We start from the raw sequence: 24299 nt of genomic DNA, 5'->3' as shown, positions 1-24299 counted from the left end.
CAAACGAATGCGGTTGGCTCAGAAGCGTTTCGCGTTCTCTGCTGACAATTCGTCCGGCGCGTCCCTGCAACCCCGTCAAAACCGGCGCCGATCAGTGGATCGGCACCAGTCCGGCCAGTGTGCGCATGTCGTCGAACAGGATGCCGCCGGCTCGCATCAAGCCGTCACGGTCGCTGTAGGGATCGCCATGATAGGAAAATACCCGCATGCCGGCGGCGATGCCGGCCTGCGTGCCGGCGACGCTGTCCTCGATGACGATGCAGTCGGCAGGCGCAAAGCCCATCGTCTTGGCCGCATGCAGGAAGAGGTCCGGAAACGGCTTGCCGCGCGCGACCATGGTCGAGGAAAACATCGCATGTTCGAACAGCGGCAGCAGGCCGGTCTGGCCAAGCGTGATGTGCATTTTCGACACCCTGGCCGAGGTGGCGACGCAATAGGCGATGCCGGCCGCGCGGACAGCCTCGACGAACTCCCGGACATAGGGAATCGCCTCGACCCCATGGGCGAACAGGTCCGGCAGCCCTGCATTCCAGCGCTCGACGAAGTCTGCGCCGAGCCTGACGCTGGTCTCTTCTTCGATCTGCTTCTGCACTGAGACCATGCTGCGGCCGGAGAAGTTCTTGCGGCAATATTCAAAGCTGGTGGGATACCCGGCTTCGCTCAGCCATTCGGCGAGACGCCGGTTGGCCAGGTTCTCGGTATCGACCAGAATCCCGTCGCAGTCGAAGATGACAAGTTTCGGTATGTTCATCAGGCCGTGCCGGTCGAGCCGAACCCGCCCGAACCGCGCGCCGTGCCGCCGGCCAGGTCGCGCTCTTCGACGCCCGCCTGCGTCACCGCGGCGAACACCATCTGGGCGATGCGCATGCCGCGCGTCACCGCAAAATCCTCGTCGCCGAGATTGACCAGCAGCACTTTCACCTCGCCGCGATAGTCGCTGTCGATCGTGCCCGGCGTGTTGAGGACGGTCAGCCCGTGTTTGAAGGCAAGGCCGGAGCGCGGCCGCACCTGGCCTTCCATGCCTTCGGGAATTTCCAGGATCAGTCCGGTCGGCACCAGCGCACGTTTTCCCGGTAGGATCAGCAGCGGCCGATCGTCGGGCACCGCCGCGCGCAGGTCCATGCCGGCGGCGCCGGTGCTTTCATAGGCAGGGAGGGGGAGTCCTTCCGCATGCGGCAACCTTACGAAGCCGACGGTCGGGCCGATGACGGAGGAATTTTGGATGGCTGCGCGCATAAAATCGATCCTATCGGCGCGATTGCCGAGTCGGTCAATTCGCCCGCAATCCTATCAACGGCTTTCTTTCGGGCATCACTATGGCCGGAGCCAACCCTTAGCGCACTTCCATCGGCACCACCGTGGTCTCCTTGATCTCCTCCATCACGAAGGACGCCGAAACGTCCGACAGCGCCACCTTGGCGATCAGCCGCTGGTAGAGCCGGTCATACGCCTTCACGTCGGCGACGCGGGCGCGCAAGACATAGTCGAGGTCGCCGGACATGCGGTAGACTCCCGTGATCTCGGAAAACCCGGTCACCGCCGCCCGGAATTTCTGCAACCACTCGGGATCATGATTTGAGGTCCGAACCAGGATGAACACGGAGAGGCCGAGCCCGAGCTTCTCGGCATCGACCAACGCCACCCGGCCGGTGATGACGCCATCCTCCTCCAGCCGCTTGACGCGCCGCCAGCAGGCGTTGCGCGACAAGGCTACCCGTTCGGACAGCTGATCGACCGACAACGTGCCGTCGCGTTGCAATTCGGCGAGCAATTTCCGATCGATTTCGTCGATTTCGATGGCCATGTGGGATGTTTGTCCCACGAACAAGCAAAATACAAGGACATTTTGAGACCGATGAACCGACGAACCGTGCCAGGATACCCCATATCAGGAACTTTAAGCGCTGAAGGGGAAGCAGCATGTCGGTCGCAAGGATTTTCACCTCCCATCCGGCCAAGGTCGGCGAAACCTATTTCGGTCACATGGCCTTTGCCGCCTGGTTTTCCTCGCGCCTGCTGACGGCCGCCGGGGCCGCCCTCGTTCACGCTTTCTTGCCATTTCTGTTCGAGACTACCGCCAGCCGAATCGTCCGCGAACTTTACGAGCGGACGCACAACAGAGGTTCGCACGCGGTCAAGGAGCCCAAGGCCCTTCCGGACCACGCCTAGGAACGGAAGAAGCGATGTGCCGGTGGGCGGCCTATCTCGGTGAAGCGGTCTTCCTCGAAGACATCCTCACGGCGCCCTGCCACTCGCTGATCGCCCAGAGCCATTGCGCCGAGGAAGCCAAGTCGCCGACCAATGGCGATGGTTTCGGCCTTGCCTGGTATGGCGACCGGTCCGAGCCCGGCCTCTACCGCGACATCCTGCCGGCCTGGTCCGATCCCAATCTGAAGAGCTTGTGCCGACAGATCAAATCCGGATTGTTTCTCGCCCATGTGCGCGCCTCGACCGGCGGCGCCACCAGCCGCATGAATTGCCATCCCTTCATCTCGGGCCCTTGGTCGTTCATGCACAACGGCCAGATCGGCGGCTTCGAGAAGATCCGCCGCGCGCTGGAAAATTCGCTGTCCGACGCCGTCTTCGACCAGCGCGAGGGCACCACCGATTCCGAGCTGTTTTTTCTCCTGATGATCGACGAAGGGTTGGCCGCCGATCCGAAAGGCGCCGTCGCCCGTGCCACCAGCCGCGTGCTGGAGGCTTCGCGGCGTGCCGGCATCGAGCCGGCGCTGAAGCTGACGGCCGCCTTTTCCGACGGGCAGGCCCTCCACGCGGTCCGCTACGCCACGGATGATCACGCGCCCACCCTCTATACCGCTGCCAAGGGCGGCGGCCGCTGCATCGTCTCCGAACCTTTCGACCGTGAAGGCGGCGACTGGCAGGCGATCCCGCCATCGAGCTTCGTCACCATGACCAGGGATGGCGTGAATATTCAGCCGTTTGCGCCGGTCCCGGCGAAGCTGGCGCTGGCCGGGTAGCCTCCTCGCGGCGCGAATTGCCGTAGAGAGCCGTCCACCAAGCTATTGAGCGAACCGACCCAATCCATAGGGCGCCAGCAGCGGATCGCGCTCGCCGTCGAGGATTTCGCGCGCGGCGAACAAGCCGACCGCCGGCGCCAGCGTGATGCCGGAATGCGTGACCGCGATATAGAGGCCGTCCATGCCCTCGGCGCGGCCGATGATCGGGAAGCCGTCGATCGGCGTCGGCCGGTAACCGAGCGTATGGAAATCGAGCTCTAGGCCGTCACCGCCGCGCAGCATGGCCTGCAGCGCCGCAAACAGCTCGCGCGCCGTCGCCGCCGCATCCATCCCCGGATCGGCACCGCCGAAATCTGATCCGGCGATGATGCGGCCTTGCGCCGTCTGGCGCATGTGCAGCCGCTCGGCCAGCACCAGCCCGTTGAGCAATTTTTTGTAAGGCCGCGAATGGACGATCAGGCCGGGCGGCATTTCGATCGGTAGCCTTATGCCGGCCGTCGCGGCAATCTCTGGCGAGCCGACGCCAGCCGCGATCACCACCTCGTCGGCGGCGAGCAGGCCATGGGCGGTGTCCACGCCCGTCGTCCTGCCCCCGGTCTGAACAAGCGCTGTAACCGTGCTGGAGACGATGCGCGCGCCGCGCTGTTCGGCGTCGGCCAGCAGCGCTTTCGTCGCCGCGACCGGTTCGGCGACACCCTCCTCGGCGACATGTAAGGCAAAGTCGGGAAGCTCGGCGAGATTGGGCTCGATGCCGACCGCGCCGGCGCGGTCGACGCGCCTGATGCCATAACCCCAGGACGAATGCTCCGCCGCATAGGCCTCCAATTTGTCCGCCGGCAAGTCCCAGCACAGCCCGCCGCACCAGGCGAGCGGAAGGCCGGGCAGGTCCTGCGCCAGCCGCGACCATTCCGCCATGGAGCGGATGCGCAGCCGGAAATACGGTTCCGGATTGCCCCAGCTGGCATTTATCCAGGCAAACGAGTTCGGCGTCGCCACGCCGCCGGCAGCGCTGTCGGCAATGACCGTCACCTGCGCGCCCGCCTTGGCCAGGTGCCAGGCGATCGAGGCGCCGATGATGCCGGCGCCGATGACGATCACTTTCTTGCTCATGCAGGATCTCCATCGAACAGGTCTTCTGATGCCATCGCGTCGTCCCTATCTCAAGAGCCGGCGGACCAATCCGGGCAAATCTGTTCGACAGGCCGGGAAAGCGCTGCTAGAAGCCCGCGCCACAGACAGGATTCCATAAATTGGCTGAAGACATCGAACAGGCGGTATCGCGCCGCCGTACTTTCGCGATCATCGCCCACCCGGACGCCGGCAAGACGACGCTCACCGAAAAGCTGCTGCTGTTCGGTGGCGCCATCCAGCTTGCCGGCGAGGTCAAGGCCAAGAAGGACCGCATCCAGACCCGATCGGACTGGATGAAGATCGAGCGCGAACGCGGCATTTCGGTCGTCACCTCGGTGATGACGTTCGAGTATGAGGACAATGTCTTCAATCTGCTCGACACGCCCGGCCACGAGGATTTCGCCGACGACACCTACCGCACGCTGTCGGCGGTCGACTCAGCGGTCATGGTCATCGACGCCGCCAAGGGCATCGAGCCGCGCACGCTGAAGCTGTTCGAGGTCTGCCGGCTGCGCGACATCCCGATCATCACCTTCGTCAACAAGATGGACCGCGAGAGCCGCGATCCCTTCGAGATACTGGACGAAATCGAGCAGAAGCTGGCGCTCGATACCGCGCCCATCACCTGGCCGATCGGCCGCGGCAGGACGTTTTCGGGCACTTACCACCTGGCGCTGAACGCCGTGCGCAAGGGCGATGACGAGAAGGAACGCACTCCGGTCAACGGTCCCGATTCCAACCGCGTCGCCGGCCTGTTGCCGGAAAACGAGCGCGAGGCCTTCATCGAGGAGCTGGAACTCGCGCGCGAAGCCTGCCGTCCGCTCGACATCGACGCCTTTCGCGAGGGCCATCTGACGCCGGTCTATTTCGGCTCGGCGCTGCGCAATTACGGCGTGCGCGACCTGATCGAGGCGCTCGGCGCTTTCGGGCCGCCGCCGCGCGCGCAGGATGCCGACACCCGGATGGTGGAGGCGACCGAGGACAAGATGACCTCCTTCGTTTTCAAGATCCAGGCCAACATGGATCCCAACCACCGCGACCGCATCGCCTTCGTGCGCGTCTGCTCGGGCAAGCTCGAGCGCGGCATGAAGGCCAAGCTGGTGCGCACCGGCAAGCCGATGAGCCTGTCTGCGCCGCAATTCTTCTTCGCCCGCACCCGCGTCACCGCCGACGAGGCCTTTGCCGGCGACGTCGTCGGCATCCCCAACCACGGCACGCTGCGCATCGGCGACACGCTGACCGAGGGCGAGGAAATCCTGTTCCGCGGCGTGCCGAACTTCGCCCCGGAAATCCTGCGTCGTGTGCGGCTCGGTGATGCGATGAAGGCCAAGAAGCTGAAGGAGGCGCTGCACCAGATGGCGGAGGAGGGCGTCGTGCAGCTGTTTTCGCCGGAAGACGGCTCGCCGGCCATCGTCGGCGTCGTCGGTGCGCTGCAGCTCGACGTGCTGAAGGAGCGGCTGAACTTCGAATACACGCTGCCGGTCGAATTCGAGATGTCGCGTTTTTCAGTCTGCCGCTGGATCTCGGCTGACGACAAGACGGAAGTGCAGCGCTTCATCGAAGCCCATCGCGGCGACATCGCCCGCGACCTCGACAACGACCCGGTGTTCCTCGCCCAGCACGCCTTCTCGCTGAACTACGAAGCCGAGCGCTGGAAAGCGATCCGCTTCGCCACGATCAAGGACTATCAGGTCCGCGACAAGGCGGCTTGAGGGGCGGTCTTCCCTTCTCCCCGTTCACGGGAGAAGGTGCCCGAAGGGCGGATGAGGGGCAGCGCCGGCCTCAAAAATCAATGGACAGCCCTGCCCTTCGCAGGCTCAGGGCGTTCGAAGCTCGGAAAAGCCAATCAATTGGCTTTCCGTCCGCTTACGCGGACCACTTCTCACCCCTTCGCCGCCTCTTCGATCTTGGCGATGTCGATCTTGCCCATCTTCATCATCGCACTCATCACCCGGCCGGCCTTTTCCCGGTCCGGATCCTGGAGCAGGCGCGGCAGCTGTTCCGGCACCACCTGCCAGGAGACGCCGAACTTGTCCTTCAGCCAGCTGCAGGGGCCGGGCTCGCCGCCCTCGGTGAGCCTCTCCCAGAAATAGTCGACCTCTTCCTGCGTCTTGCAGTCGATCGACTGTGACATCGCCTCATTGAATTTGAATTGCGGTCCGCCGTTGAGTGCCTGGAACGGCACGCCGTCGAGCTCGAACGTGGTCAGCAGCACTTTGCCTTCATCGGCGTGGCCCTTGGGCCAACGCATGACGCTCAGCACCTTCGAATTCTTGAAGATGGAGACATAGTGGTTCATCGCCTCTTCGGCCTGTCCATCGAACCACAGGCAGGTGGTGATCTTTTGCATGTCGTGCTCCTCGGTTGCTTCTTGCTGCTACAATGGAACGGCTGTCTGAGAAAATGGTCCCACTCCCTTGCCGTTGATCCAAGGACGGGCGCCCGGTAGGCGATCCGACACGGGAGGCCATCTTTTTTCGCAAACTCTGAATTTTTCTGGAGAATCTGGCGCATTGCAAAAATGTGGCCAGACAATAATTGCCGGTCTATAACGCCTGCGATCCATATTCAGGGCCGCGACGCTCCGCATCGGGCGCAGCCAGCCAGCTAAGGAAAGTTCATGCCTGCCTATCGCTCCCGCACCACCACCCATGGCCGCAACATGGCCGGCGCCCGCGGCCTCTGGCGCGCCACCGGCATGAAGGACAGCGATTTCGGCAAGCCGATCATCGCCGTGGTCAACTCCTTTACCCAGTTCGTGCCGGGCCACGTCCACCTGAAGGATCTCGGCCAGCTGGTCGCGCGCGAGATCGAGAAGGCCGGCGGCGTCGCCAAGGAATTCAACACCATCGCCGTCGATGACGGCATCGCGATGGGCCATGACGGCATGCTCTATTCGCTGCCGTCGCGCGAGCTCATCGCCGATTCCGTCGAGTACATGGTCAACGCCCACTGCGCCGACGCCATGGTCTGTATCTCCAATTGCGACAAGATCACGCCCGGCATGCTGATGGCCTCGCTGCGCCTCAACATCCCGACCGTCTTCGTCTCCGGCGGGCCGATGGAAGCGGGCAAGGTGGTGCTCGCCGGAAAGGCGCAGGCGCTCGACTTGGTCGACGCCATGGTCGCCGCCGCCGACGACAAGATCTCCGACGAGGACGTCAAGGTCATCGAGCGCTCCGCCTGCCCGACCTGCGGTTCCTGCTCGGGCATGTTCACCGCCAATTCGATGAACTGCCTGACCGAAGCGCTCGGCCTGTCGCTGCCGGGCAACGGTTCGACACTGGCGACGCACGCCGACCGCAAGCGGCTGTTCGTCGAGGCCGGACACTTGATCGTCGATCTCGCCCAACGCTATTACGAGCAGGACGACGAGACGGCGCTGCCGCGCAGCATCGCTTCAAAGGGCGCGTTCGAGAACGCCATGACGCTCGACATCGCGATGGGTGGCTCGACCAACACCGTGCTGCACATCCTAGCCGCGGCGCATGAGGGTGAGGTCGACTTCACCATGGAGGATATCGACCGGCTGTCGCGGCGGGTGCCCGTGCTGTGCAAGGTGGCGCCGGCCAAGTCCGACGTGCACATGGAGGACGTCCACCGCGCCGGCGGCATCATGGCGATCCTCGGCCAGCTCGACCAAGCCGGACTGATCAACCGCGACCTGCCGACCGTGCACACATCAAGCCTCGGCGAGGCGCTCGATCATTGGGATATTTCGCGCACCTCAAGCCAGAACGTGCGAGATTTCTTCCTCGCCGCGCCCGGCGGCGTGCCGACGCAGGTCGCCTTCAGCCAGGATCGTCGCTGGGACGAGCTCGATCTGGACCGCGAGACGGGCGTTATCCGCTCGGCGAAGACGCCTTTTTCCAAAGACGGCGGCCTTGCCGTGCTCAAGGGCAACCTGGCGCTCGACGGCTGCATCGTGAAGACGGCCGGCGTCGACGAGTCGATCCTGAAATTCACCGGCCCGGCGCGGGTGTTCGAAAGCCAGGATGCCTCGGTCAAGGCGATCCTGTCGAATGAGATCAAGGCCGGCGACGTCGTCGTCATCCGCTATGAAGGACCGCGCGGCGGCCCCGGCATGCAGGAAATGCTCTATCCGACCAGCTATTTGAAATCGAAAAGCTTGGGCAAAGCTTGCGCGCTGATCACCGACGGGCGCTTCTCCGGCGGCACGTCGGGGCTCTCGATCGGCCATGTCTCGCCGGAAGCCGCCGAAGGCGGCACGATCGGGCTGGTGCGGGAAGGCGACACGATTGAGATCGACATCCCCAACCGCTCGATCCGCCTCGCCGTGAGCGATGAGGAGCTCGCCAGCCGCCGGGCGGCGATGGCGGCCAAGGGCGCCCTGGCCTGGAAGCCCGAAGAAAAACGCAAGCGCAAGGTGACGACCGCGTTGCGCGCCTACGCCGCCTTCGCCACCAGCGCCGACAAGGGTGCGGTGAGGCACGTTCCGGAGTAGCGCTCGAATCGGCCAGGTTCGTGCTGCCCCTCATTGTCCTGCCGGACATTTCTCCCCGTAAGTGACGGGGAGAAAGGGCTATAACCAAAGATTTCGCCAATTGTAGACGTTGCAAAAATGGCGGCGAGGTCGCAGCATCTCCCTTCTCCCCGTCTCTATACGGGGAGAAGGTGCCGGCAGGCGGATGAGGGGCGGCGCCACGTGGCAAGATTTTTCGCCCACCGCGATCACGGCGGCAGCCGACAGGTGCTGATTCTTCGGGGACGACACAGATGGATTTCGACCTTATCGTTCGCGGCGGCACACTGCCTGACGGCAGGGTTGCCGACATCGGCATCGTCGGCGAGACGATCGCGACGATCGAGCCGAAGCTCGATGGCAACGCCGGCACGACGATTGACGCGCGGGGCAATCTGGTCTCTGCGCCGTTCGTCGACCCGCACTTCCATATGGATGCGACGCTTTCCTACGGCATTCCGCGGATAAACGCCTCGGGCACGCTGCTTGAAGGCATTGCTCTGTGGAGCGAACTGAAGCCGCTTCTGACGCATGAAGCGGTGCGCGATCGCGCGCTCGCCTATTGCGACTGGGCGGTGTCGATGGGATTGCTCGCCATCCGCACCCATGTCGACGTTTGCGACGACAGGCTGCTGGCGGTCGAGGCGCTGCTCGATGTCAAGAAGACGGTGGCGCCCTATATCGATCTGCAATTGGTCGCCTTTCCGCAGGATGGGCTCTACCGCTCGCCCGGTGCACGGGAAAACACCATCCGCGCGCTGGATCTGGGTGTCGATATCGTCGGCGGCATTCCGCATTTCGAGCGCACCATGGCCGACGGCACCCGCTCGGTGACCGAGCTTTGCGAGATCGCGGCAAAACGCGGCCTGATGGTCGACCTGCATTGCGACGAGACCGACGACCCGCTGTCGCGTCACATCGAGCAACTGGCCTATGAGACGCAGCGTCTCGGCCTTCAGGGCAAGGTGGCCGGCTCGCATCTTACCTCGATGCATTCCATGGACAATTACTACGTCTCGAAACTCCTGCCGCTGATCGCCGAGGCGGGCGTCTCCGTCATCCCCAATCCTTTGATCAACATCATGCTGCAGGGGCGCCACGACACGTTTCCCAAGCGCCGCGGCATGACCCGGGTCAAGGAGATGCTGGCGCTGGGCATCCGCGTCGGCTGGGGCCAGGATTGCGTGCTCGATCCCTGGTATTCGCTGGGCACCGCCGACATGCTCGACGTCGCCTTCATGGGGCTTCACGTCGCCCAGATGTCGAGCCCGGCCGACGTGGCGCGCTGTTTCGACATGGTCACCAACGTCAATGCCGCCATCATGGGGCTCGATCATCTGGGCCTCGCCGTCGGCAAGCGCGCCAGCCTGGTCGTTCTCGACGCCGGCAATCCGGTCGAGGCTATTCGCCTGCGCCCCGAACGCATTTGCGTCATCGCCAGGGGCAAAGTGGTGGCGGAACGAACCAGGCAGGACACCAGGCTTGCCATCCCCGGCAGGCCGGCATTGGTGAACCGGCGGCACGTCTCGTCCTAGACCCAGCCGATTTCCGGCGCTGGCCTTGCCGATTCCCGGATTTCTCCTCGTCAAAGCGGCCGCTTCCGTCTACGACGCGGCTTGGACAGGCAAGGGATCGGCATGACGCAACCCGTGGCGCAGAATACCACAATCAGGAACGTGCTTCTGGCCGGCATTCTGCTGATGCTGGCCGGCGACTTCCTGTTTGCGCTCAACGACGCCATGGGCAAATGGCTGGTCGCCAGCTTTTCCGTCGGCCAGGTGGTTCTGATCAGGTCGATCGGCGCGTTTTTCGTGCTCGGTCCGATGATCGCCCACCAGGGCGCCGCCAAGCTGTTCCGCATGGAAAGGCCCGAATTGCAGGTCCTGCGCGTCATCATGACCACGCTCGATACCGGGCTCTTCTATGCCGCCGTCGTCTATCTGCCGCTTGCGGATGTGATGAGCTTCTATATGGCCGGGCCGATCTATGTGGCGGCACTCTCGCATCTCCTGCTTGGCGAGAAGGTCGGCTGGCGCCGCTGGATGGCGATCCTGCTCGGCTTCTGCGGCGTGCTGATCATGCTCAAGCCCTCCTCGGCGGCTTTCTCGCTGTCGTCGGGCTTCGCGCTGGCGGGCAGCATTGCCTTCGCTTTCGCCATCATCCTCAACCGGCGCTTGCGCGGCACCAGCGACACCAATCTGGTGACATGGCAGACCATCGGCACGCTGCTGGTCGGCGGCGCCCTGACCATCGGCGCCTGGCACACGCCGTCGGCGCTCGATTTCGGCGCCATGCTGCTGCTCGGCATCGTCTCCTGCGGTGCCCATCTGATGATCACGCGGGCGCTCAAGCTGGCCCCGGCCTCGACGCTGGCGCCGCTGCACTACACGCTGCTTCTATGGGCGGTGGTCTTCGGGCTGGCGTTCTTCGGCGACGTTCCCGGCCCGCGCATCCTCATCGGCTCGGTCATCGTCGTGCTGGCCGGCTTGTTCATCTTCCATCGCCAGAAGGTGGTCGACACGACGGTGCCGCCTGAAAACGTGCCGAAGGGCGTGAATTAGCCCTCGCGGATCGCCGCCAGGTGCCGTGAAAATTCCGGCGTCTCCATCAGCGCCTTGCAGCGCGCGAAGCGGCCGTCGGCATAGGCCCGAAAATCGTCGACGGGATTGTCGTTGGCGAGCTGGATCAGTCCCCACAGTGTCCACAACAGGTCGCACATCCCCTTGTAGATGACGATGCGGCCGCGCTCCGCCGGTTTCGCCTCGCCGCCGAAATAGGCGCGCATCATCTCCTCGTCCTGCGCGGCATCGAACTTGCCTTCGACGGAGAGGTCGCCAAGATCCCAGAGCGGATCGTTCATTCCTGAATATTCCCAGTCGACGATCCACATCCTGTCACCCGCATCGATAAAATTCTCGCACAGCGGGTCGCAATGACAGGCGACGACGGGCAGCGGGTGGGCCGACAGCGCCGCGCGCACGCCACCGGCCTCGCGCAGCACGTCGTGATAGCCGGCGGGCAGGGCGACCTCCTTGGTCGACAGCACCTTCAGATAGTCATCGATCATCGCGAACAGTTCGAAACGGAACGGAAACACCGCACCGGACGAATGCAGCTTGCGGAAGGCCTCTCCCGCACGCGCCGGGCTGCCCGGCCGAACCCTGAATTTTTCCGGCGACATGGTTACGGCGCCGGCGATGAAGCGCGTCACCATCACGCCGGTGCCCGGATCGACATGCAGCACCTCGGGGCTGACGCCTGCCTTAGCCGTTTCGCGCGCCGCCACCGCCTCATTGGCGCGGTTGATATATTCCTCGGTGCCTTTGCCTGGAATGCGCAGGCAGAAGTCCCCGGCCTTGAAAACCAGGTTGGTGAGGCCGCCAAGCCGCTCCAGCGTCCCGTTATAGCCGGCCAGCATGGGAATGGCGGCAAGTTTTGTCCGTGCCTCGTCCATTGTCATGCCCGCTCCCCCGCTGTTATTTGTCGCAGAGACGGTTCCACAAAATTCGTGCTTTGGCTATCATCTGTGCGAGACCAATTTAGGGCATGGCGGACAGGACGAAAGTGACCGACAGCAAGCATAAGGGCGCGCTTGGCGCTGCCTACGCGGCCAAGCGCCCGGAAGACGTGGCGGCGCTCTATGACCGTTGGTCGCAGACCTACGACAGCGACATGTCGGCCGCCGGCTATCGTCATCCCACCATCTGCCTGGCCTTGCTGGCAAGGCATCTGCCGCGTGGCTCGGCCCCGCTGCTCGATGCCGGGGCCGGCACCGGGCTCATCGGCGAATGGCTCGACATTGCCGGCTATCCCGAGGTCGAGGCGCTCGACATCTCGCAAGGCATGCTGGATCAGGCAGAGCGCAAGGGCGTCTATTCGGCCCTGCATTGCCTGGCGCTTGGCGGGCCGCTGCCCTTTGCCGACAATGCCTATGCCGGGGTGATCTCGGCCGGCGTCTTTACCTCGGGCCATGTCGGTGCCGAAGGGCTGGACGAACTGATCCGCATCTGCCGGCCGGGCGGCGTGATCGTGCTGACGGTCAAGAATACGATCTGGGATCTGGGCTTTAACGCGCGGGTCGCGGAGCTGGAGGCGCAGGGGCTGGTCACCCGCATCGAGGAAACGCGCCCGTACGTCTCGATGCCGGGCGAGGCCGACACGGTGCCCAGCCGCTGCCTCGCCTTGCGTGTGAACTGATCAGGCTTTGATCCTGTTCCCGGCCGGATCATACATCGGCTCGAGATGGATCTTTGCCGGCGTGCGCTGCATCGCCACGACCAGCTCATAGCGGCCCGAGGCGAGAAAATCGTCGCTCACGCCGTCGGCATTGCGCACATAGCCGTAGCCGATGTTCTTCTCCACGGTGTAGCCATAGCCGCCGCTGCTGAGATAGCCGACCGGCTCGCCATTGCGCAGGATCGTCTCGCGCCCGACGAGCACGATGTCCTGATCGTCGACCGTGAAGCCGGCGAAACGCTTCTTCAATGGCCCGCCAGTGATTTTCTCCAAGGCGCGCCGCCCTACGAAATCCGTGTTCTTGCGAAGCTTCACCGCCCAGCCGAGGCCGGCTTCCAGCGGCGTGTCGTTGGGGGTGATATCGGAGCCCCAGGCGCGATAGCCCTTTTCCAGTCGCAGCGATTCCAGGGCCCGGTAGCCGACCGGGCGGATATCATGTTGCTTGCCTGCCGACATCAACGCGTCGAAGATCTCGCCGGTTGCGGAGATCGGCACGTGCAGCTCCCAGCCGAGTTCCCCGACATAGGTGACGCGCAACGCCCGCACGGTGTGGCCGGCAACGACAATCTCGCGGGCATGGCCGAATGGGAAACCGCTGTTGGAAACGTCGGCATCGGTCACGCCGGCCAGCACTTCGCGGGCGCGCGGTCCCATCAGCGACAGCGTGCCGAAATCCTCGGTGACGTCGGTGAGCGTGATGTCGAGCTCCTTTTCGACATGGTCGCTGATCCAGGACAGGTCATGGGTGCGGAAGCCCGTGCCGGTAACGATATAGAACCTGTCCTCGCCGAACCGCGACACGGTGAGATCGGCCTCTATGCCGCCGCGCGTGTTGAGAAGCTGCGTATAGGTCAGCCGGCCGGCCGGCTTGTTGACGTCATTGGCGCAAATCCAGTCCAGCGCCTTCGGCGCGTCGGGCCCGGTCAGCTCGTATTTGGCGAAGGACGACTGGTCGAAGATGCCGACCTTCTCGCGCACATGGCGATGTTCGTCGCCGACGGCTGAAAACCAATTCTGCCGGCCCATGGAATAGACGTCACGCGGCTCGACGCCTTCGGGGGCGAACCAGTTCGGCCGCTCCCAGCCGAGCTTCGAACCGAACACGGCGCGATGCTGTTTCAGCCTGTTGTACAGCGGCGAAACGATGCGCGGCCTGCCGGAAAGATACTCCTCATGCGGAAAGCCGATCGTGTAGTGCTTGCCATAGGCTTCCAGTGTGCGCTCGCGGACCCAGTGCCGGTCGCGGTGCAGGCTGGAAAAGCGCCTGATGTCGACGACCCACAGATCGAACGGCGCCTCGCCATCGACCACCCATTGCGCCAGCACCCAGCCGGCGCCGCCGCCCGAAGCGATGCCGAAGGCGTTGAAGCCGGCGCCGACGAACATGTTGGCGCATTCGGGCGCCACGCCGAGGATGAAATTGCCGTCCGGCGTGAAACTCTCGGCCCCGTTGATCATCTGCTTGACGCCGACGGTTTCCAGCGCCGGCACGCGCGCGATCGCCTGGCTCATGTGCTGTTCGAAATGATCATAGTCGTCGTCGAACAGCCGGAACTCCCAGTCATTGGGCACGTCGCCTCCGGGGAGATCTGTCGTCCAGGCCTGCGGGTTTGGCTCATAGCCGCCCATCACCAGCCCGCCGACCTCTTCCTTGAAATAGGTGCGCCGGTCCGGGTCGCGGATGGTCGGGACATCGGTCGCCAGCCCGTCGATCTTCTCGGTGACGATAAACTGGTGCTTCACCGGCTGCAGCGGCACGTTGATGCCGGCCATGGCGCCAACCTGCCGTGCCCATTGTCCTGCGCAGTTCACCACCTTGTCGCAGGCGATGTCGCCCATGTTGGTCTTCACCGCAATGATGCGGCCGCCTTTGATCTCGAAGCCGGTGACGCGCACTTCCTCGTAAAGCCTTGCGCCATGCATGCGCGCGCCCTTGGCCAGCGACTGGGTGACGTCGGATGGGCTCGCCTGACCGTCGGTCGGCAGCCAGGAAGCGCCGACGAGATCGCCGGTTTCCATCAGCGGCCACATGTTCTTGACCTCTGCCGGCGACAGCAACTCCATGTCCATGCCAAAGCTCTTCGCTGTCGTCGCCAGCCTCTCGTACTCGGTCCAGCGGTCGGCATTGGTGGCAAGGCGCAGGCACCCGCTCATCTTCCAGCCGGTGGCAAGGCCGGTCTCGGCCTCCAGGCCCTTGTAGAGGTTGACCGAATATTTGAGCACGCGGGTGATCGAGGCCGACGAGCGCAGCTGCCCGACCAGGCCGGCGGCGTGCCAGGTCGAGCCCGAGGTCAGCTTGCCCTGTTCGAGCAGCACCACATCTGCCTTGTGGTCGCGGGCCAGATGGTAGGCCGTCGAGCAGCCGATAATGCCGCCGCCGATGACGACGATCGCTGCCTGGGTTGGCAAGGTCATGAATTCAGGTCCCGTATTTTGTCCGGTAGTTTTCCAGCGCGGCATCGAGCCGCGTCAGGTTCTCTTCCGTGTAGGCGACGTAGTCGATGCCGGGCACGTCGAGGTAGAGTTCCGAAACCATGCTCCACATCGCCTCGCGCAGCAGCGAGGCGCATTGCATGGCTGCATGCGAGCGGCGGATCGCCTCGTCCGGCTCCTTCATGAAATAAGCGGTCAGGAAGGCGAAGGATTCCTCGTCGCTCATGCCGGCGTTCGAGGCGACGCCGGCAAGGTCGAACATCGCGGTATTGAAGCCGGCATATTCGAAGTCGATCAGCCATAGCCTGCTGCCGTCGTCGAGAATATTCGCCGGCAAAAGATCATTGTGGCCGAACACGATCGGCAGCAGTTTCTGGGCGCGTTCGAGCTCGTCGGCCAGCATCAGCAGACGCGGCAGGTCGCTCGCCTTGCGGCTGCCGGCGTCCTCCAGCGTGCGCGCATAGTCGCGGATGACGTGGAACACCCAGAACATGAAGCCGGCACCGGAGACGTGGTTGGGCATCTCACGGTGAAAGCCGCGCATCAGGGCGGCGACACGGCCGAGATTGGCGCGCACGTCCTCAGCCAGACAGGTCTTGGCGCCGAGATATTCCGTCACGAGAATGCCGGGTTCGGCATGGCGGACCGCCGGCGCGAAACCGGCGGCATGCGCGGCGCGTGCGGTCATCACCTCACGCTCGCGAAAGACGTGGTGGAAGGGATAGTCCCTGCCGAAACGCACGACATGCCTCCCGGCCGCGTCCTTAACCCGATAATTGGCATTGCTCAGCCCGCCGGGCAGCGGCTCGATCTCGACGCTGCCTGTCCAGCAAGGCAGGGCGCGGATGCGGTCCTCGGCCGTCATGAATTCGCCCTTCGTACGGCAAGGCGCCGACGGGGCGGCGCCGCCGTGGCGACCCGCCGTTTGTCCGGACGCTCGTTCTGGCAAAGACCTCGCCGGCGCGGCATTCGGGATCGGTATCCCGCGCCGCACCGACGAGCCCCACGTGCCGGGCTCTTCGAGGCCGGCATCCGCCCCCGCGGATGAGAAAATTCTTCCAGTCGCCCTCGCGTCAGGCAGTTTCCAGACCTTGGGGCACACAAATTCGGATCAGGCTCCGCTATCGCTTTTCCGTGGCAGTGCGAGCCTGACACGGCATCAGTGTCACGCCGGGTAAGCCACGTTGTCAACGAGATTCTGTGGCTTTTTCTGCTTTCCTGCCCGTATTCTTTCGAGATTCCTTGTAATATGCGGCAGATTTGCCATAGAAGCGGTCACTGCATCATGGCGCGACTGGAAATGACCCGATGAGCCATTCCAAGCGGCACGGCGAAATCCTGCGGTTTCTGCAGGAGGAAGGCACCGTCACCATCGCCAGCCTGGCCGACCGGCTGGGCGTTTCGCTGGAGACCGTGCGCCGCGACGTCAAGCCCCTCACCAGCGACGGCTCGCTCCTGAAGATGCATGGCGCCGTCGGCCTGCCGTCGACGATCGGCGAAGCGCCGTTCGAACGGCGCATGCGAGAGAACGCCGAGGCCAAGCGCCTCATCGCCCGCATGGTCGCCGCCACCATCCGCGACGGCGAATCGATCATGCTCGACACGGGAACGACCACCTCGTTCCTGGCGCGTGAACTGCTCGGCCATCGGCGGCTGACGGTCGTCACCAACTCATCCGACATCGCCCGCACGCTGGCCACCGTCAACGGCAACAAGGTCTACATGGCCGGCGGTGAGCTGCGCAGCGATTCCGGCGCCGCCTTCGGCGCCTCGGCCATCGACTTCGTCAGCCGCTTCTCGGTCAGCCATGCGGTGATCTCGACGGGTGCCGTCGATGCGGTGACGGGTGTCATGGATTACGATCTCGACGAGGCCGAGTTCGCCCGCATGGTGCTGTCGCGCGGCCAGCGTTCGCTCGTCGTCACCGATCATTCCAAGTTCGGGCGCCAGGGCCTGGTCCAGGTCTGCGGCTTCGATGGCTTTTCCGAGCTCGCCACCGACCGGCCGCCGCCGCGCGACATCGCTGCCGGCCTGGCGCAGGCCGGTGCGCGGCTCAGCGTCGCGGGCAACGCAGCCTGAGCTAACCAAATACCAGCGACTGGTGGGCGCATATGCCGGCGAAGGCGCCGCCCGATACGGCGAAGGCGATGTTGTGCATCGCGCGTGACGCGTCCCCGGCGGCGAAGACGCCGGGGACCGTCGTCTGCTGCCTGTCATCGATTGATATCACCGGGCCGAGGGGACCGTCCGTGAAGCCGCAACCGAGCTGTTCGGCCACCGGGCTCGCCATGCTATTGCGCGGCGCGGTGAATATCGCGCGAACCCCGGCCTTTCGGCCGTCGTCGAGGATCACCGTCAAGCCGCCCGTGCCATCCTCCCGCAGTTCGGCGACCGCAGCGGGTTCGAACCTCACATTCTTGCCTTCCAGGGCAGACATCTGTTCGGCATCGGGCTCGATCAGGCGATTGCCGAACAGCGTGACGTCGCCCCAGTCGGCGATCAACTGCGCCTGATGCAGGGACATGGGCCCGGTCGCCAGCACGCCAAGCGGCCCGCCGGAAACCTCGTAGCCGTGGCAATAGGGGCAGTGCAGCACGGTCTTGCCCCACTGCCCGGCAAGCCCGGGAACTTCCGGCAGGATGTCGCGCACGCCGGTGGCCAGAACCAGCCGCGCGGCGCCAAAGGTCTCGCCGCCCTCTGTGCTGATTTCGAAGTCGCTGCTGCTATTGGCGACCGCCTTGTCCGCACGTCCGTTGACAAGGCGAGCCGTCGGATAGGCTAGCAACTGCCGTCTTGCCTCCTCCAGGATGGCGCCTGGCGTGCGCCCGTCCTGGCCGAGGAAGCCGTGCGAATGCGCGGCGAACCGATTTCGGGGCTGGCCGGCGTCGATCACCAGGACGTTGCGCCGGGCCCGGGCCGCCTGGATGGCAGCGGACAGGCCGGCAAAGCTGCCGCCGACGACGGCAAGATCATACTGCATGGCTGGAGACTCCGATGAGGTCGTAACGGCGGCGGAAGTCGGCGGTCAGGTCGGCCAGCGTGATACGGCTGAGCTTTTCCGCCAGCAGCTTCTCCGCCGCGATGCGAAAATCGTCGAGGACGGCGATGACGGCCTGCTCGACAAGGCAGCCGGGGCTCTCCGGCTCGGTGCCGAACGGCAGCAGCGTCTCGCCAAGCGCGGCGCTGATTTCGGCCAGCGAGATCTCGTCGGGCGGGCGCCCGAGCAGCCAGCCGCCGCCGTGTCCGCGTGACGAGGTGACGATGCCGGCATCCCGCAATCCGGCGATGGTGCGGCGCACCACGACCGGATTGGTATGGATGAAGGTGGCAAGCTGCTCCGAGGTCAGCGCCCGCTCGGGCTTCTCGGCCATGTGGACCAGAATGTGCAAGATGGAAGACAGCCGGCTGTTGCGTTTCATGTAACTTATTAAGTTACGATTCTGGGGGCCGTCAAGTTGCCGATCCGTTTCCACTTCCCAGTGTCGTCTCCGCCGTGTTTAGTCCGGCCATGACTTTCACCATCCGCCAGTTGCAGTTCTTCATCGCCGTCGCCGAGCAGGGCACGGTGTCGGGTGCCGCGCAGAACCTCTCCATTTCGCAATCCTCGGTCACCGAAGCGATCAAGGAACTCGAAGGCGATCTCGGCGTCGAATTGTTCGACCGCCATCCGCGCGGCCTCAACATCACCCACAAGGGCCACCAGTTCCTGCGTCACGCCACCAAGATCCTGGCCGATGTGTCCGATGCGCGCCGCGCCTTCCTCGGCGAGCAGGCGACAGCGGGCGGCCGGCTGCAGCTCGGCGTCACCTCGCTGGTCGCCGGCTATGTGCTGTCGGACCTGCTTTCCCGCTACCGCCGTGCCTATCCCGGCGTCGAGGTCTCCGCCATCGAGGACAATGGCGACTATCTCGAGCATCTGCTGATCGGCGGCAAGCTGGACATCGCCGTGATGGTCACGTCCAATCTGCGCGACCGAACCGCGCTGCAATCCGAAATCCTCGAAGTCTCGGCTTACCGCCTGTGGCTGCCGCTCGGGCATCCGCTCGCCGGCGCCGACATCATCGGCATCGGCGACATCGCTTCGGAGCCGCTGATCATGCTGACCGTCGACGAGATCGAGGAGAACACCGGCAAGCTGCTGACGGCAATCGGCGCCAAGCCGCATGTCGCCTTCCGCACCCGTTCGGTCGAAGCGGTGCGCAGCCTTGTCGCCACCGGCGCGGGCGTGGCGCTGCTGCCCGACCTCGTCTACCGGCCATGGTCGCTGGAAGGCGACCGCATCGAATCGCGCGACGTCTCCGGTGCCCTACCCGTCGTCCAGGTCGGGATGGTCTGGCGCCGCGGCTCCGGCCTGCCGCAGGCTGCGCGCGATTTCATCGGCCTCGCGCAGTCGCAGCGCATGGTTCGCCAGCGCCCCGACAAGAACGGCCGCTGATCTATCGGAAAAACCGATATCCCCCTTCTGATAAATGAATTTGCGAAACCGGGATTTTCACAGCACCTTCGCGTCAGGGAACAAAGCCGCCGCCGAAGCGCGGGCCCTATCAATGGGAGATCGACGATGAATTCATTCCTGAAGTCATGCACTGCATTGACGGTCGCGCTGACCTTCTCCGGCCAGGCCATCGCTCAGGTCACGGAACTCGGCAAGGGTGAAGGCGAGGTCAATATCGTCGCCTGGCCGGGCTATATCGAGCGTGGCGAGACCGACAAGGGCTATGACTGGGTCACCGCCTTCGAGAAGGAAAGCGGCTGCAAGGTCAACGTCAAGACCGCCAACACGTCGGACGAGATGGTCTCGCTGATGAACGAGGGCGGCTTCGACCTCGTCACCGCTTCGGGCGATGCATCGCTGCGCCTCGTTGCCGGCAAGCGCGTGCAGCCGATCAATACCGATCTCATCCCGAGTTGGAAGACGGTCGACGACCGCATCAAGGACGCCCCCTGGTTCACCGTCGACAAGGTGCATTACGGCGTTCCCTACCAGTGGGGGCCGAACGTGCTGATGTACAATACCGATGTCTTCAAGGAAGCGCCCAAGAGCTGGAACATCGTCTTCGAGGAGATGAAGCTGCCGGACGGCAAGTCCAACAAGGGCCGCGTCCAGGCCTATGACGGCCCGATCCACATTGCCGATGCCGCCAACTACCTGATGTTCCACAAGCCGGAGCTCGGCATCAAGGACCCCTATGAGTTGAACGAGGACCAGTACAAGGCCGCGCTTGAGTTGCTGCGCGTCCAGCGCACGCTGGTCGGCCGCTACTGGCACGACGCCGCCATCCAGGTCGACGATTTCCAGAACGAAGGCGTGGTTGCCTCCGGCTCGTGGCCATACCAGGTCAACACGCTGATCGCGGCCAAGAAGCCCATCGCCTCGACCGTGCCGGAGGAAGGCGTCACCGGCTGGGCCGACACCACTATGATGGAGGCCGACGCGGCACATCCGAACTGCGCCTATATGTGGCTCGAACACTCGCTTTCGCCCAAGGTGCAGGGCGACGTCTCGGCCTGGTTCGGCTCGCTGCCGGTCGTCCCCGCCGCCTGCAAGGGCAACGAGCTCCTGACCGACGAAGGCTGCAAGACCAACGGCTACGAAAACTTCGACAAGATCAAGTTCTGGAAGACGCCGGTGACCAAATGCGCCACCCAGAACGACCAGTGCGTGCCCTATTACCGCTGGGTGTCGGACTATATCGGCGTCATCGGCGGGCGATGATTTTCTTCACCCTCCCCTTGTGGGGAGGGTCGACGCGCAGCGTCGGGGCGGGGCGTCGCGGCGGTCTGTGCCAGAGCACCCCCACCCGCGACTTCGCCGCGACCTCCCGCATCGAGAGGAGGTAAGTGGCGCGCGTTCGCCGTCCAGCCACGATTGCGGGCGACCGAAGAGAACCCAATCGGCAAGAGACTGACACCCCATGACCTCAGCCGTTTCCTTTCAAAAAGTCTCGCGCCATTTCGGCAGCGTGCGCGCCGTCGACACGGTCGACCTCGAAATCGTGCCTGGCGAGTTCTTCGCCATGCTCGGGCCGTCCGGTTCCGGCAAGACGACCTGCCTGCGCCTCATTGCCGGCTTCGAGCAGCCGACGGCGGGTTCGATTTCGATCTTCGGCGAGCGCGCCGAGGGCGTTCCGCCTTATCGCCGCAACGTCAACACCGTCTTCCAGGACTATGCGCTGTTCCCGCATCTCGATGTGCTCGACAATGTCGCCTATGGTTTGATGGTCAAGGGCGTCGGCAAGGCCGGGCGGCACAAGGCAGCGGAAGAGGCGCTGTCGCTGGTCAGGCTGCCCGGCTACGGCGCCCGCCGCCCTGGCCAGCTTTCCGGCGGTCAGCGCCAGCGCGTCGCGCTGGCCCGCGCACTGGTCAACCAGCCCAAGGTGCTGCTGCTCGACGAGCCGCTCGGCGCGCTCGACCTCAAATTGCGCGAGAACATGCAGGAAGAGCTGAAGTCGCTGCAAAAGGCGCTCGGCATAACGTTCGTCTTCGTCACCCACGATCAGGGCGAGGCGCTGTCGATGGCCGATCGCGTCGCCGTCTTCAACGACGGCAGGATCATGCAGATCGGCACGCCGGAAGATATCTACCAGCGGCCGAGCACTCGCTTCGTCGCCGATTTCGTCGGTTCCTCCAACGTGCTGCCGCCGGATTTCGTCCAGCGCTATTGCGGCCAGCGCCGCTGGGGCAGCCTGCGACCCGAATCCATCCGCGTCGGCCGCGCCGCGAAAGGCGAGGGCGTCGCCGCGCGCCTCGTCTCAACTAACTATCTCGGGGCGACCACCAGGCTGGCGCTCGATGCCGACGGTCTGAAATTGCACGCCATCGTGCCTGCCGGCACGGCCTTGCCCAGGGAAGGCGAGGCGGTGGTGCTCACCTTCAACCGGGAGAGCCTGCATTTGATGGACGAGGCGGTGTGATGAAGGCTTGCGCGAAGCACCCCCCTCTGTCCTGCCGGACATCTCCCCCGCAAGGGGGGAGATTGGCTGCCCTTTCGGGTTTCGCCAATTTCCAACGTCGCAGAATTGGCGAGGCTGAGAAATTGCCAATCTCCCCCCGTGAGGGGGAGATGTCCGGCAGGACAGAGGGGGGCGACGCAGAACGCGGCCTCTCATATAATTCTCTTCAGCACACGGCGGCCCCATGACCATTGCCGCGCTCAACCCCAGCCCAGCCCCTGCCATCCTGCCCGGCAGCGGCGGCATACGCGGCGCGCTCTCCGACCTCTTCTGGCGCAGGCCGCAACTGCTCCTTCTGCTTATGCTGCTGCCGCCGGTCCTGTGGCTCGGCATCGTCTATATCGGCTCGTTGTTCGCTCTTTTGGCGCAGAGCTTTTTCTCGATCGACGAGTTCTCCGGGCTTATCAACCGTGAGTTCACGTTGAAGACCTATGGCGACCTGTTGCAGGCCGCCAATCTGGACATCATTCTGCGCACGGTGACGATGGCGGCCCTGGTGACGCTGGCCTCGGCTGTCGTCGCTTTCCCCATTGCCTATTACGCGGCGCGCTATGCGCGCGGCCGCTGGAAAGCGCTGTTCTATCTCGGCGTCATGCTGCCGCTGTGGTCGAGCTACCTGGTCAAGATCTACGCCTGGAAATTGATCCTGGCCAAGGAAGGCATTCTCACCTGGCTGCTCGCCAAGCTGAACCTGTTGGGGTTGCTCGATGCGTGGCTGTCGCTGCCGGTCGTCGGCGGCAACTCGCTGTCGGTGTCGTTCACCGGCACCTTCATCGTCTTCGTCTATGTCTGGCTGCCCTTCATGATCCTGCCGGTGCAGGCAGCTCTCGAGCGCGTGCCCGGCAATCTGGTCGAAGCCTCTTCCGACCTTGGCGCGTCGCCCGGCCAGACTTTTCGCAATGTGCTGTTCCCGCTGGCGCTGCCCGGCATCGTCGCCGGCTCGATCTTCACCTTTTCGCTGACATTGGGCGACTACATCATCCCGCAGATCATCGGCACGTCGCGCCTGTTCATCGGCCAGGCCGTCTATTCGCAGCAAGGCACGGCCGGCAACATCCCGCTCGCCGCCGCCTTCACGGTGGTGCCGATCGTCATCATGGGCTTCTATCTCTGGGGCGCCAAGCGCATGGGGGCCTTCGATGCGCTCTGACCGTGCCCAATCGGCTCCGCTTGGCCTGAAGATCGCTGCGGCCTGCGGGTTGCTGTTCCTGCATCTACCGATCCTGCTGATCTTCGTCTATGCCTTCACGACCGAAGAGAAGAGCTTCGTCTGGCCGCCGCCGGGGCTCACCACGCAGTGGTTCGCCGTCACCTGGAACCGGCCGGACGTGTGGCAAGCGCTGTCGCTCTCGGTGCGCGTCGCCGCCATCTCAACGGCCATCGCGCTGGTTCTCGGCACGCTGTGCGCCGCCGCGGTGTCACGGACGAAATTCTTCGGCCGTGAAACCATTTCGCTGCTGGTCATCCTGCCGATCGCGCTGCCCGGCATCATCACCGGCATTGCGCTGCGTTCGGCTTTCGCGCTGGCCGACATTCCGTTCTCGTTCTGGACGATCGTGCTCGGCCACGCCACCTTCTGCGTGGTTGTCGTCTACAACAATGCCGTTGCCCGCTTCCGCCGCACCTCGGGCTCGATGATCGAGGCCTCGATGGATCTCGGCGCGGATGGTTTCCAGACCTTCCGGCATATCGTGTTGCCCAACATCGCCACGGCGCTGCTTGCCGGCGGCATGCTGGCCTTCGCGCTGTCGTTCGACGAGGTCATCGTCACCACCTTCACCGCCGGCCAGCAGCAGACGCTGCCGATCTGGATGCTTGAAGAACTGATCCGCCCGCGCCAGCGCCCGGTCACCAATGTCGTGGCGATGGTGGTGGTGCTGGTGACGCTGCTGCCGATCCTCGCCGCCTACTACCTGACCCGCGACGGCGACCAGATCGCCGGCAGCGGGAAATGAAATAGTGAGCAGTGAGTAGTGAGTAGTGAGTAGTGAATGGGAGGATGGTGAATAGTAGTTTTGGATAGTGAATACGCGGCAGAAACCTACTCACTACTCACTATTCACTACTCACTACTCACTACTCACT

General features: G+C 64.2%; 23 protein-coding genes. 13 read left to right on the top strand and 10 right to left on the bottom strand.

Features of this window, described 5'->3' with window-relative positions:
• Positions 1–91: 91 nt before the first annotated feature.
• From LB541_RS10240 to LB541_RS10230, 3 genes are all read right to left on the bottom strand, one after another.
• Positions 92–751, bottom strand: a complete 660-nt coding sequence (locus tag LB541_RS10240; RefSeq protein ID WP_181167621.1) for an HAD family hydrolase — start codon at positions 749–751, stop codon at positions 92–94.
• The gene (dut, locus tag LB541_RS10235; RefSeq protein WP_140759355.1) at positions 751–1236 is read right to left on the bottom strand and encodes a dUTP diphosphatase; all 486 of its coding nucleotides are present in this window, start codon (positions 1234–1236) and stop codon (positions 751–753) included. Before dut ends, LB541_RS10240 begins: the two co-directional genes overlap by 1 nt.
• A 97-nt stretch (positions 1237–1333) precedes the next feature.
• Positions 1334–1804 (bottom strand): Lrp/AsnC family transcriptional regulator, encoded by a 471-nt coding sequence (locus tag LB541_RS10230; protein ID WP_140497095.1) that lies wholly within the window; start codon positions 1802–1804, stop codon positions 1334–1336.
• 116 nt (positions 1805–1920) lie between these two features.
• Between LB541_RS10230 and LB541_RS10225 the strand changes: the two genes are divergently transcribed.
• Both LB541_RS10225 and LB541_RS10220 read left to right on the top strand, forming a co-directional pair.
• Entirely contained in the window at positions 1921–2169 is a 249-nt protein-coding gene (locus LB541_RS10225) for a DUF6356 family protein (RefSeq protein WP_140523640.1), read from the top strand.
• Positions 2170–2183: 14 nt separating this feature from the next.
• A complete protein-coding gene (locus LB541_RS10220; RefSeq protein ID WP_224618295.1) occupies positions 2184–2978 on the top strand; it encodes a class II glutamine amidotransferase in 795 nt (264 codons plus the stop codon).
• A 42-nt stretch (positions 2979–3020) separates the two neighbouring features.
• Here LB541_RS10220 and LB541_RS10215 read toward each other — a convergent pair whose 3' ends face one another.
• Positions 3021–4088: an NAD(P)/FAD-dependent oxidoreductase gene (locus LB541_RS10215; RefSeq protein WP_224618291.1), complete on the bottom strand. Its 1068-nt coding sequence runs from the start codon at positions 4086–4088 to the stop codon at positions 3021–3023.
• 140 nt (positions 4089–4228) lie between these two features.
• Here LB541_RS10215 and LB541_RS10210 point away from each other — a divergent pair, with 140 nt between their 5' ends.
• Complete coding sequence (locus tag LB541_RS10210) at positions 4229–5821, top strand: peptide chain release factor 3 (protein WP_140497087.1); 1593 nt, start codon at positions 4229–4231, stop codon at positions 5819–5821.
• A 170-nt stretch (positions 5822–5991) separates the two neighbouring features.
• Here the strand turns inward: LB541_RS10210 and LB541_RS10205 are convergent, their stop codons facing one another.
• On the bottom strand, positions 5992–6459 hold the full coding sequence (locus tag LB541_RS10205) for a VOC family protein (RefSeq protein ID WP_140497085.1): 468 nt from the start codon (positions 6457–6459) through the stop codon (positions 5992–5994).
• A gap of 270 nt (positions 6460–6729) precedes the next feature.
• On the opposite strand from LB541_RS10205, the gene ilvD reads away from it, so the two are divergent.
• The 3 genes from ilvD (at position 6730) to LB541_RS10190 (ending at position 11153) form a co-directional block, all read left to right on the top strand.
• Entirely contained in the window at positions 6730–8574 is a 1845-nt protein-coding gene (gene ilvD, locus LB541_RS10200) for a dihydroxy-acid dehydratase (RefSeq protein WP_140523649.1), read from the top strand.
• Positions 8575–8846: 272 nt separating this feature from the next.
• Positions 8847–10127, top strand: a complete 1281-nt coding sequence (locus LB541_RS10195) for an amidohydrolase family protein (protein ID WP_224618289.1) — start codon at positions 8847–8849, stop codon at positions 10125–10127.
• Positions 10128–10229: 102 nt separating this feature from the next.
• On the top strand, positions 10230–11153 hold the full coding sequence (locus LB541_RS10190) for a DMT family transporter (RefSeq protein ID WP_140497079.1): 924 nt from the start codon (positions 10230–10232) through the stop codon (positions 11151–11153).
• On the opposite strand, the gene LB541_RS10185 is transcribed toward LB541_RS10190, so the two are convergent.
• A complete protein-coding gene (locus tag LB541_RS10185; RefSeq protein WP_224618286.1) occupies positions 11150–12052 on the bottom strand; it encodes a phosphotransferase family protein in 903 nt (300 codons plus the stop codon). The two genes, LB541_RS10190 and LB541_RS10185, sit on opposite strands and share 4 nt — an antisense overlap.
• Positions 12053–12156: 104 nt before the next feature.
• On the opposite strand from LB541_RS10185, the gene LB541_RS10180 reads away from it, so the two are divergent.
• The gene (locus LB541_RS10180; RefSeq protein WP_181165288.1) at positions 12157–12789 is read left to right on the top strand and encodes a class I SAM-dependent DNA methyltransferase; all 633 of its coding nucleotides are present in this window, start codon (positions 12157–12159) and stop codon (positions 12787–12789) included.
• On the opposite strand, the gene LB541_RS10175 is transcribed toward LB541_RS10180, so the two are convergent.
• Together LB541_RS10175 and LB541_RS10170 are read right to left on the bottom strand one after the other, a co-directional pair.
• Positions 12790–15243, bottom strand: coding sequence for an FAD-dependent oxidoreductase (locus tag LB541_RS10175; protein WP_140624872.1), 2454 nt, complete (start codon positions 15241–15243; stop codon positions 12790–12792).
• Positions 15244–15247: 4 nt separating this feature from the next.
• A complete protein-coding gene (locus LB541_RS10170; protein WP_140497071.1) occupies positions 15248–16126 on the bottom strand; it encodes a phosphotransferase family protein in 879 nt (292 codons plus the stop codon).
• Between the two features lie 443 nt (positions 16127–16569).
• Between LB541_RS10170 and LB541_RS10165 the strand changes: the two genes are divergently transcribed.
• Positions 16570–17340 (top strand): DeoR/GlpR family DNA-binding transcription regulator, encoded by a 771-nt coding sequence (locus LB541_RS10165; protein WP_140556827.1) that lies wholly within the window; start codon positions 16570–16572, stop codon positions 17338–17340.
• 1 nt (position 17341) lies between these two features.
• On the opposite strand, the gene LB541_RS10160 is transcribed toward LB541_RS10165, so the two are convergent.
• On the bottom strand, positions 17342–18241 hold the full coding sequence (locus LB541_RS10160; RefSeq protein ID WP_224618285.1) for an NAD(P)/FAD-dependent oxidoreductase: 900 nt from the start codon (positions 18239–18241) through the stop codon (positions 17342–17344).
• Positions 18231–18680, bottom strand: a complete 450-nt coding sequence (locus tag LB541_RS10155) for an RrF2 family transcriptional regulator (protein WP_224618283.1) — start codon at positions 18678–18680, stop codon at positions 18231–18233. The genes LB541_RS10160 and LB541_RS10155 overlap by 11 nt, the downstream gene beginning before the upstream one ends.
• A gap of 89 nt (positions 18681–18769) precedes the next feature.
• On the opposite strand from LB541_RS10155, the gene LB541_RS10150 reads away from it, so the two are divergent.
• The 5 genes from LB541_RS10150 to LB541_RS10130 all read left to right on the top strand — a co-directional run bounded on the left by LB541_RS10150 (position 18770) and on the right by LB541_RS10130 (position 24169).
• Positions 18770–19696 (top strand): LysR substrate-binding domain-containing protein, encoded by a 927-nt coding sequence (locus tag LB541_RS10150; protein ID WP_224618281.1) that lies wholly within the window; start codon positions 18770–18772, stop codon positions 19694–19696.
• 126 nt (positions 19697–19822) lie between these two features.
• Complete coding sequence (locus LB541_RS10145; RefSeq protein WP_140559728.1) at positions 19823–20977, top strand: ABC transporter substrate-binding protein; 1155 nt, start codon at positions 19823–19825, stop codon at positions 20975–20977.
• A gap of 199 nt (positions 20978–21176) precedes the next feature.
• The gene (locus LB541_RS10140) at positions 21177–22175 is read left to right on the top strand and encodes an ABC transporter ATP-binding protein (RefSeq protein WP_140817617.1); all 999 of its coding nucleotides are present in this window, start codon (positions 21177–21179) and stop codon (positions 22173–22175) included.
• A gap of 223 nt (positions 22176–22398) precedes the next feature.
• On the top strand, positions 22399–23364 hold the full coding sequence (locus LB541_RS10135; RefSeq protein ID WP_140513016.1) for an ABC transporter permease: 966 nt from the start codon (positions 22399–22401) through the stop codon (positions 23362–23364).
• On the top strand, positions 23354–24169 hold the full coding sequence (locus LB541_RS10130) for an ABC transporter permease (protein WP_140523673.1): 816 nt from the start codon (positions 23354–23356) through the stop codon (positions 24167–24169). Before LB541_RS10135 ends, LB541_RS10130 begins: the two co-directional genes overlap by 11 nt.
• The last annotated feature ends 130 nt before the right edge of the window (positions 24170–24299 follow it).

This window comes from Mesorhizobium sp. BR1-1-15 (assembly GCF_020165475.1).
In the GTDB taxonomy this organism is placed as follows: Bacteria; Pseudomonadota; Alphaproteobacteria; order Rhizobiales; family Rhizobiaceae; genus Mesorhizobium.
This window is presented reverse-complemented; position numbering and strand designations above follow the sequence as displayed.

Excerpts from the sequence above, each read along its gene's own strand:
- LB541_RS10240 (WP_181167621.1), bottom strand. The coding sequence starts at position 751 with ATGAACATACCGAAACTTGTCATCTTCGACTGCGACGGGATTCTGGTC.
- dut (WP_140759355.1), bottom strand. The coding sequence starts at position 1,236 with ATGCGCGCAGCCATCCAAAATTCCTCCGTCATCGGCCCGACCGTCGGC.
- LB541_RS10230 (WP_140497095.1), bottom strand. The coding sequence starts at position 1,804 with ATGGCCATCGAAATCGACGAAATCGATCGGAAATTGCTCGCCGAATTG.
- LB541_RS10225 (WP_140523640.1), top strand. The coding sequence starts at position 1,921 with ATGTCGGTCGCAAGGATTTTCACCTCCCATCCGGCCAAGGTCGGCGAA.
- LB541_RS10220 (WP_224618295.1), top strand. The coding sequence starts at position 2,184 with ATGTGCCGGTGGGCGGCCTATCTCGGTGAAGCGGTCTTCCTCGAAGAC.
- LB541_RS10215 (WP_224618291.1), bottom strand. The coding sequence starts at position 4,088 with ATGAGCAAGAAAGTGATCGTCATCGGCGCCGGCATCATCGGCGCCTCG.
- LB541_RS10205 (WP_140497085.1), bottom strand. The coding sequence starts at position 6,459 with ATGCAAAAGATCACCACCTGCCTGTGGTTCGATGGACAGGCCGAAGAG.
- ilvD (WP_140523649.1), top strand. The coding sequence starts at position 6,730 with ATGCCTGCCTATCGCTCCCGCACCACCACCCATGGCCGCAACATGGCC.
- LB541_RS10195 (WP_224618289.1), top strand. The coding sequence starts at position 8,847 with ATGGATTTCGACCTTATCGTTCGCGGCGGCACACTGCCTGACGGCAGG.
- LB541_RS10190 (WP_140497079.1), top strand. The coding sequence starts at position 10,230 with ATGACGCAACCCGTGGCGCAGAATACCACAATCAGGAACGTGCTTCTG.
- LB541_RS10185 (WP_224618286.1), bottom strand. The coding sequence starts at position 12,052 with ATGACAATGGACGAGGCACGGACAAAACTTGCCGCCATTCCCATGCTG.
- LB541_RS10175 (WP_140624872.1), bottom strand. The coding sequence starts at position 15,243 with ATGACCTTGCCAACCCAGGCAGCGATCGTCGTCATCGGCGGCGGCATT.
- LB541_RS10170 (WP_140497071.1), bottom strand. The coding sequence starts at position 16,126 with ATGACGGCCGAGGACCGCATCCGCGCCCTGCCTTGCTGGACAGGCAGC.
- LB541_RS10165 (WP_140556827.1), top strand. The coding sequence starts at position 16,570 with ATGAGCCATTCCAAGCGGCACGGCGAAATCCTGCGGTTTCTGCAGGAG.
- LB541_RS10160 (WP_224618285.1), bottom strand. The coding sequence starts at position 18,241 with ATGCAGTATGATCTTGCCGTCGTCGGCGGCAGCTTTGCCGGCCTGTCC.
- LB541_RS10155 (WP_224618283.1), bottom strand. The coding sequence starts at position 18,680 with ATGAAACGCAACAGCCGGCTGTCTTCCATCTTGCACATTCTGGTCCAC.
- LB541_RS10150 (WP_224618281.1), top strand. The coding sequence starts at position 18,770 with ATGACTTTCACCATCCGCCAGTTGCAGTTCTTCATCGCCGTCGCCGAG.
- LB541_RS10145 (WP_140559728.1), top strand. The coding sequence starts at position 19,823 with ATGAATTCATTCCTGAAGTCATGCACTGCATTGACGGTCGCGCTGACC.
- LB541_RS10140 (WP_140817617.1), top strand. The coding sequence starts at position 21,177 with ATGACCTCAGCCGTTTCCTTTCAAAAAGTCTCGCGCCATTTCGGCAGC.
- LB541_RS10135 (WP_140513016.1), top strand. The coding sequence starts at position 22,399 with ATGACCATTGCCGCGCTCAACCCCAGCCCAGCCCCTGCCATCCTGCCC.
- LB541_RS10130 (WP_140523673.1), top strand. The coding sequence starts at position 23,354 with ATGCGCTCTGACCGTGCCCAATCGGCTCCGCTTGGCCTGAAGATCGCT.